This window comes from Exiguobacterium mexicanum (assembly GCF_005960665.1).
Lineage (GTDB): Bacteria > Bacillota > Bacilli > Exiguobacteriales > Exiguobacteriaceae > Exiguobacterium > Exiguobacterium mexicanum_A.
This window is the reverse complement of the sequence record NZ_CP040676.1, coordinates 2061069-2075000: the sequence shown is the minus strand read 5'-3', so window position 1 is coordinate 2075000 and position 13932 is coordinate 2061069. Positions and strand designations below refer to the sequence as shown.

The 13932-nt window shown below is 50.9% G+C and carries 11 protein-coding genes, 14 tRNA genes and 2 rRNA genes (1 of these 27 cut by a window edge); 25 read left to right on the top strand and 2 right to left on the bottom strand.

The genetic code is table 11. The features are described from left to right. The 15 genes from FED52_RS11075 to FED52_RS11005 form a co-directional block, all read left to right on the top strand. Nucleotides 1-644 (top strand): 23S ribosomal RNA (locus tag FED52_RS11075) (it extends 2270 nt beyond the left edge of the window). 57 nt (nucleotides 645-701) lie between these two features. Next, nucleotides 702-817 (top strand): 5S ribosomal RNA (gene rrf / locus FED52_RS11070). Between the two features lie 8 nt (nucleotides 818-825). Continuing rightward, nucleotides 826-900: transfer RNA gene (locus FED52_RS11065), tRNA-Asn, on the top strand. Nucleotides 901-913: 13 nt separating this feature from the next. Further along, nucleotides 914-1004 (top strand) — tRNA-Ser (locus FED52_RS11060). 19 nt (nucleotides 1005-1023) lie between these two features. Beyond that, nucleotides 1024-1098, top strand: a tRNA-Glu gene (locus FED52_RS11055). 18 nt (nucleotides 1099-1116) lie between these two features. Then, nucleotides 1117-1190 (top strand) — tRNA-Met (locus tag FED52_RS11050). Between the two features lie 8 nt (nucleotides 1191-1198). Further along, nucleotides 1199-1274: transfer RNA gene (locus FED52_RS11045), tRNA-Asp, on the top strand. A 27-nt stretch (nucleotides 1275-1301) separates the two neighbouring features. Continuing rightward, a tRNA-Phe gene (locus FED52_RS11040) sits at nucleotides 1302-1377 on the top strand. A 3-nt stretch (nucleotides 1378-1380) separates the two neighbouring features. Then, nucleotides 1381-1464: transfer RNA gene (locus tag FED52_RS11035), tRNA-Tyr, on the top strand. A 3-nt stretch (nucleotides 1465-1467) separates the two neighbouring features. Then, nucleotides 1468-1538, top strand: a tRNA-Trp gene (locus FED52_RS11030). A gap of 18 nt (nucleotides 1539-1556) precedes the next feature. Beyond that, nucleotides 1557-1632 (top strand) — tRNA-His (locus FED52_RS11025). 6 nt (nucleotides 1633-1638) lie between these two features. Next, a tRNA-Gln gene (locus tag FED52_RS11020) sits at nucleotides 1639-1713 on the top strand. Nucleotides 1714-1717: 4 nt separating this feature from the next. Next, a tRNA-Gly gene (locus FED52_RS11015) sits at nucleotides 1718-1792 on the top strand. Nucleotides 1793-1800: 8 nt separating this feature from the next. Continuing rightward, nucleotides 1801-1874 (top strand) — tRNA-Cys (locus FED52_RS11010). A gap of 9 nt (nucleotides 1875-1883) precedes the next feature. Continuing rightward, nucleotides 1884-1964, top strand: a tRNA-Leu gene (locus tag FED52_RS11005). 165 nt (nucleotides 1965-2129) lie between these two features. Here FED52_RS11005 and FED52_RS11000 read toward each other — a convergent pair. Continuing rightward, the gene (locus tag FED52_RS11000) at nucleotides 2130-2789 is read right to left on the bottom strand and encodes a DUF6241 domain-containing protein (RefSeq protein WP_138859899.1); all 660 of its coding nucleotides are present in this window, start codon (nucleotides 2787-2789) and stop codon (nucleotides 2130-2132) included. Nucleotides 2790-3083: 294 nt separating this feature from the next. Between FED52_RS11000 and FED52_RS10995 the strand changes: the two genes are divergently transcribed. The 7 genes from FED52_RS10995 to FED52_RS10965 all read left to right on the top strand — a co-directional run bounded on the left by FED52_RS10995 (nucleotide 3084) and on the right by FED52_RS10965 (nucleotide 8209). Continuing rightward, nucleotides 3084-4103, top strand: a complete 1020-nt coding sequence (locus FED52_RS10995) for a Delta(5) desaturase DesA (protein WP_138859898.1) — start codon at nucleotides 3084-3086, stop codon at nucleotides 4101-4103. Between the two features lie 225 nt (nucleotides 4104-4328). Further along, a tRNA-Gly gene (locus FED52_RS10990) sits at nucleotides 4329-4399 on the top strand. A 78-nt stretch (nucleotides 4400-4477) separates the two neighbouring features. Then, nucleotides 4478-5626 (top strand): tRNA epoxyqueuosine(34) reductase QueG, encoded by a 1149-nt coding sequence (gene queG / locus FED52_RS10985; protein WP_138860337.1) that lies wholly within the window; start codon nucleotides 4478-4480, stop codon nucleotides 5624-5626. Beyond that, nucleotides 5616-6050, top strand: coding sequence for a methylated-DNA--[protein]-cysteine S-methyltransferase (locus FED52_RS10980; protein WP_052090199.1), 435 nt, complete (start codon nucleotides 5616-5618; stop codon nucleotides 6048-6050). The genes queG and FED52_RS10980 overlap by 11 nt, the downstream gene beginning before the upstream one ends. A gap of 10 nt (nucleotides 6051-6060) precedes the next feature. Beyond that, nucleotides 6061-6534: a tRNA (uridine(34)/cytosine(34)/5-carboxymethylaminomethyluridine(34)-2'-O)-methyltransferase TrmL gene (gene trmL, locus FED52_RS10975; protein WP_034776487.1), complete on the top strand. Its 474-nt coding sequence runs from the start codon at nucleotides 6061-6063 to the stop codon at nucleotides 6532-6534. Between the two features lie 227 nt (nucleotides 6535-6761). Beyond that, nucleotides 6762-7319, top strand: a complete 558-nt coding sequence (locus tag FED52_RS10970; RefSeq protein ID WP_021066738.1) for a DUF5366 family protein — start codon at nucleotides 6762-6764, stop codon at nucleotides 7317-7319. Next, nucleotides 7316-8209 carry a hypothetical protein gene (locus FED52_RS10965; protein WP_138859897.1) on the top strand — a complete coding sequence of 298 codons (894 nt, stop codon included), beginning with the start codon at nucleotides 7316-7318 and terminating at the stop codon, nucleotides 8207-8209. Before FED52_RS10970 ends, FED52_RS10965 begins: the two co-directional genes overlap by 4 nt. A 29-nt stretch (nucleotides 8210-8238) precedes the next feature. Here the strand turns inward: FED52_RS10965 and FED52_RS10960 are convergent, their stop codons facing one another. Then, nucleotides 8239-10026, bottom strand: coding sequence for a transglycosylase domain-containing protein (locus FED52_RS10960; RefSeq protein WP_240731261.1), 1788 nt, complete (start codon nucleotides 10024-10026; stop codon nucleotides 8239-8241). A gap of 152 nt (nucleotides 10027-10178) precedes the next feature. On the opposite strand from FED52_RS10960, the gene FED52_RS10955 reads away from it, so the two are divergent. Genes FED52_RS10955 through glgA form a run of 3 tightly spaced genes read left to right on the top strand, consistent with a single transcriptional unit; the run spans nucleotide 10179 to nucleotide 13919 of the window. Then, complete coding sequence (locus tag FED52_RS10955; RefSeq protein ID WP_138859895.1) at nucleotides 10179-11333, top strand: glucose-1-phosphate adenylyltransferase; 1155 nt, start codon at nucleotides 10179-10181, stop codon at nucleotides 11331-11333. A 34-nt stretch (nucleotides 11334-11367) separates the two neighbouring features. Further along, complete coding sequence (gene glgD / locus FED52_RS10950) at nucleotides 11368-12468, top strand: glucose-1-phosphate adenylyltransferase subunit GlgD (RefSeq protein ID WP_138859894.1); 1101 nt, start codon at nucleotides 11368-11370, stop codon at nucleotides 12466-12468. Between the two features lie 11 nt (nucleotides 12469-12479). Continuing rightward, the gene (gene glgA / locus FED52_RS10945) at nucleotides 12480-13919 is read left to right on the top strand and encodes a glycogen synthase GlgA (RefSeq protein WP_138859893.1); all 1440 of its coding nucleotides are present in this window, start codon (nucleotides 12480-12482) and stop codon (nucleotides 13917-13919) included. The last annotated feature ends 13 nt before the right edge of the window (nucleotides 13920-13932 follow it).

The window sequence follows — 13932 nt, the reverse complement described above, 5'->3', positions numbered from 1 at the left end:
GTCGCCTCCTAAACAGTAACGGAGGCGCCCAAAGGTTCCCTCAGAATGGTTGGAAATCATTCGAAGAGTGCAAAGGCAGAAGGGAGCTTGACTGCGAGACCTACAAGTCGAGCAGGGACGAAAGTCGGGCTTAGTGATCCGGTGGTTCCGCATGGAAGGGCCATCGCTCAACGGATAAAAGCTACCCTGGGGATAACAGGCTGATCTCCCCCAAGAGTCCACATCGACGGGGAGGTTTGGCACCTCGATGTCGGCTCATCGCATCCTGGGGCTGGAGTAGGTCCCAAGGGTTGGGCTGTTCGCCCATTAAAGCGGTACGCGAGCTGGGTTCAGAACGTCGTGAGACAGTTCGGTCCCTATCCGTCGTGGGCGCAGGAAATTTGAGGAGAGCTGTCCTTAGTACGAGAGGACCGGGATGGACGCACCGCTGGTGTACCAGTTGTTCCGCCAGGAGCATCGCTGGGTAGCTACGTGCGGACGGGATAAGTGCTGAAAGCATCTAAGCATGAAGCCCCCTCCGAGATGAGATTTCCCTTTGAGCAATCAAGAAAGACCCCTCAGAGACGATGAGGTAGATAGGTCATGGGTGGAAGCACGGCGACGTGTGGAGCTGAATGATACTAATCGGTCGAGGCTTTGATCTAGTCTAATGGTTTGTATGAATTGATGAGTCTTCAGTTTTGAGAGAACGATCTCTCTTGTCTGGTGGCGATAGCGAAGCGGCCACACCCGTTCCCATGCCGAACACGGAAGTTAAGCGCTTCAGCGCCGAAAGTAGTTGGGGGTCTCCCCCTGTGAGGATAGGACGCTGCCAGGCAAGATCGTTCCGCAATAGCTCAGTGGTAGAGCAACCGGCTGTTAACCGGTAGGTCGTAGGTTCAAATCCTACTTGCGGAGCCACTTTTCTCTTTTTGGAGAGCTGTCCGAGTGGCCGAAGGAGCACGATTGGAATTCGTGTAGGCGGCAAAACCGTCTCAAGGGTTCGAATCCCTTGCTCTCCGCCAGTTTTTCAATCTAAGATATGGCCCGTTGGTCAAGCGGTTAAGACACCGCCCTTTCACGGCGGTAACACGGGTTCGAATCCCGTACGGGTCACCATTTAAAGTTTTATATCGTCGCGGGGTGGAGCAGTCTGGTAGCTCGTCGGGCTCATAACCCGAAGGTCGTTGGTTCAAATCCAGCCCCCGCAATTATCAGTGGTCCTGTGGTGTAGTGGTTAACATGCCTGCCTGTCACGCAGGAGATCGCGGGTTCGAATCCCGTCAGGACCGCCATTTTTTTAATTAAATTACTACATACATGGCTTTGTAGCTCAGTTGGTAGAGCAAAGGACTGAAAATCCTTGTGTCGGCGGTTCGATTCCGTCCAAAGCCACCATGTGGGGGGGTAGCGAAGTGGCTAAACGCGGCGGACTGTAAATCCGCTCCCTCGGGTTCGGCGGTTCGAATCCGCCCCCCCCCACCACTTAGGGGCATAGTTTAGCGGTAGAACTACGGTCTCCAAAACCGTCAGCGCGGGTTCGATTCCTGCTGCCCCTGCTTCTTAATATCATTATGGCGATTGTGGCGAAGTGGTTAACGCACCGGATTGTGATTCCGGCATTCGAGGGTTCAATTCCCTTCAGTCGCCCCATTTTATTGGGCTGTAGCCAAGTGGTAAGGCATCGGATTTTGATTCCGACATGCGTAGGTTCGATCCCTTCCAGCCCAGCCATTATGCGGAAGTAGTTCAGTGGTAGAATACGACCTTGCCAAGGTCGGGGTCGCGGGTTCGAATCCCGTCTTCCGCTCCATTCAATTTGGCGCCATAGCCAAGTGGTAAGGCAGAGGACTGCAACTCCTCTATCGTCGGTTCGATTCCGACTGGCGCCTCCAACATAATATGCCGGTGTGGCGGAATTGGTAGACGCGCACGACTCAAAATCGTGTTCCTCTGGAGTGTCGGTTCGACTCCGACCACCGGTATCCGTAGATCCTAGCTGAGGCTAGGGTCTTTTTTTGTGTATCTAAAACCAAGAAGAATGGAGAGAGGGAAACGACGCATAAAGAATAGGGCAGAAGTGTTAAGAAGCTGAACTATGAAAGGTACACTCGTGTTAGAGCTTTTTTGCATCAATCAAAAAAGAATCATCATTGAGATGATTCTTTATATGACGTGTACGTCGTTTCATCCAACGTGTTCAAGTATTCAGGTCCGAAGTTGTTTAAGATAAAGAGTTCTTCTTCATTCTTGGTAGCTAATCCGTTCGAGAAACCTCTACTCGCTTGGAGGAAGTGCAACAAACGATCTTGTTCTTTGTCCGCTTTAGAGAAGTCACCTTGCGACCAGTGATCGAGCATCGTTTTCAATTCCGAGTACATACTGTCACCAATTTTGAATTTAGTTTTTAGGAGCTCCAAATAGTCAGCGGACTGTTGTATATTGTCTGGGGTCATCGGAATCGCTCCCCATTTGGAACGGGCCGATATTTTTTGATGTGTCATCAAGTGCATGTTTTTAATCAATCCAGTTCGGCTCGGTTTCTCTTCATTGAAGGAGACCTCCAATTCAACACGCGTCTTTGCGGTGGAGTTGCCTCTCCGATCTAATGGGTCTTCTTTAGAAACTTCGATTTGTAACTCTTTGACTCGCTTTGCATATTTGTCATCAAGGTCTTTATTTTCGACGCCTTGACTCAAATTTTTATAGAACGTATAGCTGACAAAGAAGACTGGGATAAGCAAGATAAAGACGCTCGCCATGATGATCAATCGCTTAGGTGTGATCAAATTTTTTATTTTCTGAAACAATAACATTTCCTCCTATCTCTACATAATTGGAGTCTAACACACTTTGTATATTAATAATTCCATATAAGGAATTTTAATGGGAATTATTGAGACTGAAATAATAATTGATTCAATTACTGTTATGGAATGAACGATTTATTCTATATGATGTGATATAATTACCTGGTAATAATATTTTTATGACAAATTGATTCTTATGGCGATGGATGCCGTCGTCACTATCATAGTGTAGTTGGTTTCATATTTCATTTTAGTTGTCGTCAACGCTGTATGCAATTGAGGAGGAAGTTGTACATGAGTAAAGAAAAAATCGCCCAGCTCCGGAAACACGTCTCGCCGTTTGAAAAGGCCGATGTGAAGAAGAGCGTCCGGCAGATGATCAACACGATCTTGCCGTTTCTTGCCGCCTGGATTCTTGCCTATCAGGCGCTCCAAATTTCGGTCTTCTTGACCATTCCGCTCGCCATCGTGGCAGCAGGCTTCGTCGTCCGGATGTTCATCATTTTCCACGACTGCACGCATGGTTCGTTTTTCAAAAATAAGAAAGCGAACGGCATCGTCGGGACGATCATGGGTATCTTGACGTTATTCCCGTATGAGAAGTGGAAACGAGAGCATTCGATTCATCATGCCTCGAGTGGGAATTTAGATAAGCGGGGAGTCGGTGACATTTGGGTCATGACAATCGAAGAGTACGTCGAAGCTTCGAAGTGGACTCGTCTCCAATATCGTCTCTATCGTAACCCGCTCGTCATGTTCGGCCTTGGACCTTTGTTCCTGATCCTTATCACGAGCCGCTTCAACCGGAAAGACGCACGTAAGAAAGAGCGCAACAACACGTATCTCATCAACCTGTCTCTCGTCGTGCTCTACGCACTCGTCATCGCGCTCGTCGGATGGAAAGCATTCTTGATCGTTCAAGGAACGACGATGTTCACGGCAGGCGTCCTCGGGATTTGGTTGTTCTATGTCCAACATACGTTCGAAGACTCGTATTTTGAGGACGAGAGCGAATGGGATTATGTGAAAGCAGCAATTGAAGGGAGCTCGTATTATGAGTTGCCTAAAGTGTTGCAGTGGGTGACGGGAAACATTGGTTTCCATCACGTGCATCACTTGAGCCCACGCGTACCGAACTATAACCTTGAACAAGCCCATACGGCGACACCGCCGCTCCAGAAAGCGACGACGATCGGTCTGTTCTCTAGTTTGAAATCGCTGCGCTATAAGCTATATGATGCTAAAAACAAGACGTTCGTCACGTTCCGAGATATTAAACATTTGCTTCGGGAACCAAAGACATCGTCATTGTAATAGAACTTCCTGCCGACAGAGTCGGCAGGATATTTTTATACCGCGACGTTTATCTTATAGTGAGATATGGTTTGAAGAAGAGAAATAAGGGAATTATATGTATTCATACACCATAAGTATAGATTTCATAAGCTATCAAATAAATTTCTTCAAAAGTATTGACTTCCTAAAGGTATAGATGTATATTGATTGTAGTCGCTTTTACAGACGACTGATTTGAACCATGCGGGTGTAGTTTAATGGTAAAACCTCAGCCTTCCAAGCTGATGACGAGAGTTCGATTCTCTTCACCCGCTTCATCATCTCTCTGCCGACTGGCGGGGAGATTTTTTGTATGCGAAAATAGACACGAAAGAGGTGATTCGATGAACGGGATGGACCCGGAGACACTCAAACAGAAGATTGTAGCATATGCGACGACGATCGGGATTGACGAGTTGAAAGTGACGACCGCCGACCCGTTCATCGTCATGAAGCAACGTCTCGTGAAGCAGCAAGAGAAGGGATTCGCCTCGGGGTTCGAGGAGCCTGACTTGGACAAACGGACGACGCCGACGCTGTTGCTCGACGAAGCGCAGTCGATCATCGCCATCGCCATCGCGTATCCGAGCAAATTGAAAGATGCGCCGCGAAGTGTTGCCGATGAACGACGGGGCTTGTTCGCCCGGGCATCGTGGGGGCTCGACTACCATCGCGCCGTCGGCTCAAGGCTCGAGCAACTGCAAGCGTATATTGAACAGCTCGTCCCGGGCGTCCGGACACGCTCGATGGTCGACACGGGAGAACTCGTCGACCGTGCCGTCGCCGAACGGGCCGGAATCGGCTTCAGTGGGAAAAACTGCTCGATTATCTCGCCGGAGAAGGGGTCGTACCTTTATTTAGGGGAGATGATCCTCGACACATACTTACCACCGGACGAGATGATTGAGGACGGCTGTGGCGAGTGTACGAAATGTATGACGGCTTGTCCGACGACGGCGCTCATCGAACCAGGTGTCCTTGATGCCAAGCGTTGTATCGCCTATTTGACCCAAATGAAGACGCTTATGCCGCGCGAGTTTCGTTCGAAGCTCGGCGGGCGGCTTTACGGTTGCGACACGTGCCAACAAGTCTGTCCGTATAATCGGAAAAAAGATTGGCGCCATCACGAGGAACTGCTTCCTGAAGCTGAAATCGTCAAACCGTTGCTCGTCCCGTTACTGAACTTGAGCAATAGGGAGTTCAAAGCGAAGTTTGGCCATCTGTCTGGCGCATGGCGCGGCAAAAAGCCGATTCAGCGAAATGCGATTTTAGCATTGGCCCATTATCGGGAACCATCGGCCGTGCCGGTGCTCGAAGACTTCATTCGACAAGATGAGCGCGAAGACATGCGGGCGACGGCCGTCTGGGCGATCGGTGCGATTCTCGGAGCCGAAGCCGAGACGATTTATCGACAAATCGAGTCGACGGAGACGTCTGAGCTCGTACATGAAGAGATTCGATTGTTCCGAGAGGAGTGGGACCGTGAAGACCGTGTCATCTAAATGGGGTACATTGGCGTATGAATTGAACGCGCAAGGGAAACTATGCGCGTTAGACTTTGCGGAGACGGAAGCAGATGACGGATCGGCGCCGAGTTGGCTGACCGACCTGATTGAACGCGTGGAGCAAAATGGGCTTCAACCGTCTGACCGCGAGTGGATCGAGATGAAGGGGACCGTCTTCCAACAAGAAGTATGGGATGCGTTATTGACGATCCCATTCGGGGAAACGCGTTCGTATAAACAAATCGCTGAACAGATCGGCCGCCCGAAAGCGGTTCGGGCGGTCGGCCAGGCGTTGAACCGCAATCCGTTGCCCGTCATTTTCCCATGCCATCGCGTCGTCGGCAGCGGAGGGCAACTGACCGGGTTCGGAGGCGGCCTTCATCAAAAACAACGATTACTTGATCTCGAACAAGTGAAGTGAGGAGTAGATTATGGCAATCCATGTAGTAATGTTCCAACCAGAAATCCCGGCAAATACGGGTAACGTCTCGCGCACATGTGCGGCGACGAATTCCGTGCTCCATTTGATTCGTCCGTTAGGTTTCTCGACGGACGACAAAATGCTCAAACGGGCCGGGCTCGACTATTGGCAATTCGTCGACGTCCGTTATCACGACTCGCTCGATGAACTGTGGGCCAAACACCCGGACGGAGAGTTCTTCTACATTACCAAGTATGGGGAACAGTACCCAAGTGATCTCGATGTGTCTGCGGTTGATAAAGATTATTTCTTTGTCTTCGGACGCGAGACGAAAGGGTTGCCGATGGAAGTGATCGAGGACAACCTCGACCGCTGCATCCGTTTACCCCAATCGAACCTCGTTCGGTCGCTCAACGTCTCAAACACGGCGGCCATCATCGTTTATGAGGCGCTCCGTCAACAAGGATATGCTGGATTGAAATAAAAAAAAGAGCCGGATTCGTGAGAATCTCGGCTCTTATTGATTACCTTCAGGTTTTCTGTTGTATCCAGCTGTGAAGATAGCTGCGAGGAAGACGACGCTGATTCCGACCATTAGTAACAAACCCATCTAAAAATCCCCCTTTTGTTCTCCGTGACTACGAATATTATAATATACTTGATAATAGATTTGCACTGAATATGAGAAATTCTTGTGAAATTGGAGCCGATATGAAAACAAACGTGTACTTGTTAAGCTATGCCCCGTTGATTGGGATCATTCTATTCTCGATGTCACTCGCCATTGCCACGAGTGAGTATGTGATTCAATGGCTGACGCGTGTCGGCGTGTACAGCGAAATCATCGCCTTGTTGTCCGTCCAAGAGTCGAAAGTGCTCGTGCTCGTCGTGTTCTTTACCATTTACTTTATGCTGTTCAGCGCCTTCAAGCTCGTCGCCGATACGTTCAACCAACTCGGGTTCGCATTCTTTGCGCGTGAGACGAACGGTAGCTCGTTGCATCGGTTGAAGCCAGGCGCGACGATTTTTCTCGTCGGCTCAGGGATTAGCTTCTTGTTTTTAAATTCGCTGCTTGCGGTCATTGCGGTACTGCTCGGCACGTTCGTTCTCTATTTGTTCTATTACATATGGCAAGTCAGCCAGTTGATGTCGACGTTTCGTGCCATCGGTCTACTGTTAATTCAAGCCATGATGTGGGCGATTCTTTTGAGCGGCCTCGCTTGGGCCATGCTCCGCTTGTTTAACTCGGTCGGGGATATCATTCTATGACGGTGAACACGACGATTTCCCTCATCCCGGCCGAAGAAGTCGTCCAGGAGTGGATGTCCTCGATGGTGCCACCGATGGACTTGTTTATGGCGGACGAGCATCTCGTGACGCAATTAGGCGCACGGGCGTCAGTGTTGATCATCCCGAAAGCAGAATTTGACGCACACCCGTCTTACCGGGACGTCCGAGTCGCCAACGCCTATACGTATTGGACGATTGACCGGGAAGTGCCGTACGTCCTGCATGCGCCGCCTGGTTGGATCGAGACATTGCCGCCAGAGGTGAGACGAGATGTGCTCACGTATCAAGTTCAAGCCGGTCGCGGTCTCGTCTTTCCCGTCAGTGACGACATGTTGACCGATCACTTGTCTTCAGTCGTGATGTGGGATAACACACCTCATCTCGTGTTGCATCAAGCCGTCTGGCAAGCGATGACGGATGACACCCGTCGCCGACTCACGTTGACTTATGCAAGTGCGTGGGACGTTTGGACGGTGCATCCCGTCCCGCCGGTCTGTCCGGATCACATGAGACGCCTTGCCAACACCTTCCCGGTCACATCGGGTAGCAACTGTCTGGCGGCGACGCTGTTCGCTGTGACGGGAGAGGATTGGATCGCTTCGCAATGGGTCCATCCCGGCACGTTCCTCCAGACGCTCGGTCAGGCCGGTTACATGAGAATCGAGTCGGAACTGACCGAACGAGGGGATGTGCTCACGTTCGTCGATGATGCCGGTCGAATTCAACACGCGACATATTCGCTCGGCAACGGACTCTTCTTCAACAAGAACGGACAGACGTTGTTCAATCCGTGGAAGCTGATTCATGAGGATGAACTGTTTGAGTCATGGGGAAGTTACGGATACCATACTTATCGAAAACAGCAATAAGGTCAGGGACAACTGTCCCTGACCTTATTTTAGCGATGTGCCTCCGTCCAGACGATGGCAGGATAGGCCCGGTTGGCGAGTTCCGGGAACGGGCGCGGCGTATCGGCGCCGAGCCAGATGGCCGTGATTGTCTCGTCGGTCAAGCCGACGTACCACATGTCCTTATGTGAGTTCGTCGTACCGGTCTTGCCGCCGACATAAGGACGTTTGATTTGACCGGCATACCGTCCGGTCCCGTACGTCGTGACGGAAGACAACGCTTCGCGCATCGTCGTGACGGTCGATTTCGACCAGACGGCTTGTTGCGTCACGCTTGGCGTGAGCGTTGGGGCTCCCGACTCGAAACGAATCTGTTTGATGGTTTGACCTGACACGTACACCCCTTGATTTAAGAACGGGGTATAGGCGGCGGCGAGTTCTTTCGGTGACACGCCCTGAGTCAATCCGCCGAGCGCACTGGCCAGGCTGTTATCCGTTTTAGCGTCCCATTGGCTGAACATTAGGTCGGCCGTGGCGAACGCCGTTTCCTGGTCAATCGCGGTGAAGGCAGCGAGCGCCGGCGTGTTGTAAGAGTATGCGACCGTATCGCGGAACGATACATCCCCGAGGACGCGATTGCCGCTGTTTGTCGGACAATATGTTCCGTAACAGACCGGCCGGCCGTCAAGGATCGTATCGAGTTTCGCACCGGTCTCTTCGATGAAAGGCGCGAAGACGAGGACCGGCTTGATGGCCGACCCGGGTTGACGGAACGCTTGCGTGGCCCGGTTGAATTCACCGCTCTGAGTCATTTCTGAATCAACGAGGGCGACGATTCGGCCTTTCGGCGTCAACTCGGCATAGCCACCGTTTAAACCGTTCGGCAGTTTCGTCATCACTTGTTTTGCTTGTTGCTGTCGGGCGACAGACAGATACGTGTCGATCGTCGCTTGATTCGTCGCCAAGTAGTCTCTGGCCGCGTCTTCATCGAGGTCGTAGCGGGAGCGGACGAGTCGAATCGCTTCTTTCATGACCGTATCCATATAATCGGGATAGCGGACGACGTGCTGGCGATAGGTCGCCTTCAGCTTCACACCGTGGTGCGTCTCGTAAGCTTGCTTCGATAGCACGCCGGCATCCCGCAGTTGAGTGAGGATGCGGTCCTTACGCTCATAAAATCCGGATGAAGGTTGGAGCGGATCATAGAGGGATGGATTGTTTGGTACGGTCAACAGGAAAGCGATTTGATTCCAATTTAAATCTTCGAGCGGACGAGCGAAGTACGTATCGGCAGCTGCTTGGATACCATAAACGTTATGTCCAAAGAAGATGACGTTACTGTAGGCGGTCATAATTTCTTTCTTACTATATTGTTTTTCCAGTGCTCGAGCGAGTAAAAGTTCTTTCACTTTACGTTCATATGTCCGTTCATGAGTCAAATACACGTTACGAGCCAGCTGCTGCGTGATCGTACTTCCGCCCTGTAACGACGATTCATTGGCGTTGTGAATGAACGCCCGGGCAATCCCGCCGAGGTCGTAACCTGGGTGGGCGTTGAACTTACGATCTTCAATGACCATGATCGCCTCACGGATATGGGCCGGCAAGCGGGCGACGGAGACGTCATCACGTCGGCCGCTCAAATAGAGCTGTTCTGTCCCGCCTTTATACGTCAATGTGACGGCATGCTTCGAAGCGAGCGGGGCCGCATCGACTGTCTTTTCGCCCCACGTCAAAATCTGCTTCGTCTGTTCAATCTCCTCTTTCAACGCCCCGCTGATTGTCAGACCGGTGGCTAGCAAACCGGCAAAAAATAGTGTCCCAATCCACGCTCGCATCGTCTCACCTCTCTCTTTATTCATTATATCGTCAATCTTTAGATAAAATTCAAAATGTAAACGTTATCATATAATAATTTGAGCAGGAATACATTAGGAAATAGAGAAAGAGGGTAATAGATGGTTATATTATGAATTTAGGAGGCTGTACTATGAAGCAAGAAATGGTTGCAATGCTCCTCGCAGGAGGAGAAGGGAAACGACTCGGGCCTCTCACACGGAAGACAGCGAAGCCTGCTGTCAACTTTGGAGGGAAGTACCGGATCATCGATTTTCCATTATCGAACTGTACCAATTCGGGAATCACGACGGTGGGCGTGTTAACACAATATGAACCGCTTGAGTTGAACCGTTACCTAGGCATCGGGTCGGCCTGGGACTTGGACCGCCGCAATGGAGGCTTGGCCATCTTACCGCCATACCAAGCGCAGTCGGGAAAAAACTGGTACGAAGGTACGGCCAATGCGATTTATCGGAACTTGAGCTATATCGACGATTACGATCCGGAGTACGTGTTGATTCTATCGGGGGACCACATTTACAAGATGGATTATGAGAAGATGCTCGATTTCCATAAAGAGAAGCAAGCAGACGTCACGATTTCAGTTATGGAAGTCCCTTGGGATGAAGCACCGCGTTTCGGGATCTTGAACACGAGCGATGATCTTCGCATCAATGAGTTCGATGAGAAGCCGGAGAAACCGAAGAGCAACTTGGCTTCGATGGGGATTTATATCTTCAACTGGGAAGTGCTACGGGAGCACTTGATCCAAGATGCAGAAGACGAGACATCAAGCTTCGACTTCGGTAAAAACATCATTCCGAACACGCTCCTCGACGGTTTAGACGTGTTCGCGTATAAATTTAAAGGTTACTGGAAAGACGTCGGGACGATTCAATCGCTTTGGGAAGCCAACATGGACTTACTCGAAGAAGATCCACCGTTTGATCTATATGATCCGGACTTTAAAATCTACTCGGTCAACCCGAACCAGACGCCACAGTTCATCGGCAAAGATGCCTGTGTCGAACAATCGGTCATTAATGAAGGTTGCCGGATTGAGGGCGAAGTTCAACATTCAGTTTTGTTCTATGATGTGCGCGTCGGTGAAGGCTCGCTCGTCAAAGACTCGGTTATCATGCCTGGAGCACGAATCGGAAAAGATGTAACGATTCATAGAGCCATCGTCGCGAGCTGTGCCGTCATTGAGGACGGTGCGACGGTCGGTGAGCCGGGCGGTGAGATCGTTGTCATTGAACCACATGAAAATATCGAGAGCGGCACAGTCTTCAAACAACGTGCTTAATTTAAAAAAAGACCGACGCAAGGAGGCGTTATTGTTGACGAATGATTTGTTAGGGGTCATCAACTTAGGGACCGAAGAGGGCTTGTTTCCAGAATTTACGGGGCATCGCAATTTAGCTGCTGTCCCGTTCTCTGGGCGTTATCGCCTGATTGATTTCACATTGACGAATATGATTACCCAAGGCATCAACCAAGTGGGTATTTTCACGCTCGATAAGTATCGCTCGCTCATGGACCACTTGGGTTCAGGGAAAGAATGGGATTTGGACCGTTCGCAAGGGGGGCTACACATCTTCCCGCCGGCGCTCAAGCCCGACGGGGAAGCGTACCTCGGCGACTTGGCCAACTTCTCGATGCACCGCGAACACTTCGTACGCAGCAAACAGCCGTACGTCGTGATCACCGGATCGAACGTGTTGACGACGATCGACTTCCAAGACATGCTCGACCATCATAAATCGATGGGTGCGGACATCACACTCGGTTATGCCGCTCACGAACAAAAATGCGGGTATTGCCGCCCAATCCGTCTCGGTGAAAACGACCGTGTCGTCGGTATCGGTGAGCGCGGATACAGCCCGGACGATGAGTACACGTATACCGAGACGATTATCATGTCGAAGAATTTGTTCCTTCGTCTCGTCGACGAAGCGACGTCAAAAGGCGAGTACGACTTGCTTGACGGGGTCATCCGTCCGCAGCTTCACCGTCTGCACGTACACGGTTATCACTATACTGGCAAAATGCAGGTGATTCATTCTGTCTTTTCATACTATAATGAAAGTATGCGCTTACTTCGTCGGGAAGGGATTATCTATGACTTCCCGCATATCTATACGAAGATTAAACATGAGCCGCCGACCCGTTATTTGAAAGGGTCGAAAGTGAATGAAGCGCTCGTCGCAAACGGCTGTAAAATCAGCGGAGAAGTTCAAAACAGCATTCTCTTCCGCGGTGTCGTCGTCAGTGAGCACGCCCGTGTCAAAAACTCAATCATTTTATCCAAGTCGATCATCGAAGAAGGCGCTGTCGTCGAGAACGCCATTTTAGATAAAGAAGTGGTCGTCAAACGAGGACAAGTCATTCGAGGTACGGTCGACGAACCGATCGTCATCGGAAAACGGACAACGGTTTAAAGGGGGATATTATGAAAATATGGTATGTCGCTTCAGAAGCGGCACCGTTCATGAAAACGGGGGGGCTTGCCGATGTCATCGGCTCGCTCCCTCAAGCGGTGTCTGGCCTCGGTGAAGATGTGAGTGTCGTTATGCCGAAGTATGGCTCGATTGCTCAGGAATATGTGGACGAGATGGAGTATCTATTCGACTTGATCGTACCGGTCGGATGGCGCAAGCAGTTTGGTGCCGTCCTGAAACTTGTGCGCGATGGGGTCACGTTCTACTTTATCGATAACGAGTACTATTTCAAACGGGAAGGCGTGCTCTACGGCCATTACGATGATGCCGAGCGGTTCGCATTCTTCTCTCGGGCCGTCCTTGAGATGATCGGGAAACTCGAAGCAGAGGAGATCCCGGACGTGCTCCATTGTCACGACTGGCAAACGGGCGTCGTCCCGGCCTTTTTACGGATTCATTATCAACACCTCGAGGCGTATCAACGTATCCGTACGGTGTTCACCATCCATAACCTGCAATATCAAGGCATCTTCCCGGAAGCGGTCCTCGGCGAGCTGTTACAGTTCGGTCCGGAACACTTCACAGCAGAAGGGATTCAACATAACGGTCTCGTCAACTACATGAAGGCCGGAATCGTTCATTCCGATCAAATCACAACGGTCAGTCCGTCGTATCGCGACGAGATTATGGAACCGTACTACGGGGAAGGACTCGACGCGGCGCTTCGATACCGGTCAGTTGACGTCCGGGGCATTTTGAACGGCCTTGATTTGGCGACGAACGACCCGAGCACGGACAAGCGCATCGCGCAACCGTATGACCTCGATACGGTGAAGGAAGGGAAGCTCGTCAACAAGCGCGTCCTGCAAGAGCGGTTTGGTCTCGAAGTACGTGACGACATCATGTTGATTGGCTTTGTCAGTCGACTCGTCGAGCAAAAAGGGCTCGATTTGATCGAAGCCGTGAGTGAAGAGCTCGGAAACTTGGACTGTCAGTTCGTCTTCCTCGGATCGGGTCAACCCGAATACGAGGGCATCGTTCACGAGATGACGGCGACGCATCCAGGCAAGGTCGGGTCGTATATCGGCTTCGACATTGAACTCGCACAATTGATTTACGCGGGATCGGATGCATTCCTCATGCCGTCGCGCTTTGAGCCGTGCGGTCTGAGCCAACTCATCTCGATGCGCTATGGGACGCTCCCGATCGTCCGCGAGACGGGTGGGTTACGCGACACGGTCAAGCCGTATAATGAGTACACACAAGAGGGTACGGGATTTGGTTTCTTGAATTACAACGCCCACGAGATGCTCGCGACGATTGAGAAATCGATTCGTGTCTTCTACGACGACAACAATTGGAACGCCCTCGTCCATCAAGCGATGACTGCGGACTTCAGCTGGAAACAATCCGCAAAGCAATACCGTGAGTTGTATCACCTATTCGCATGACCGGAAGGAGTTT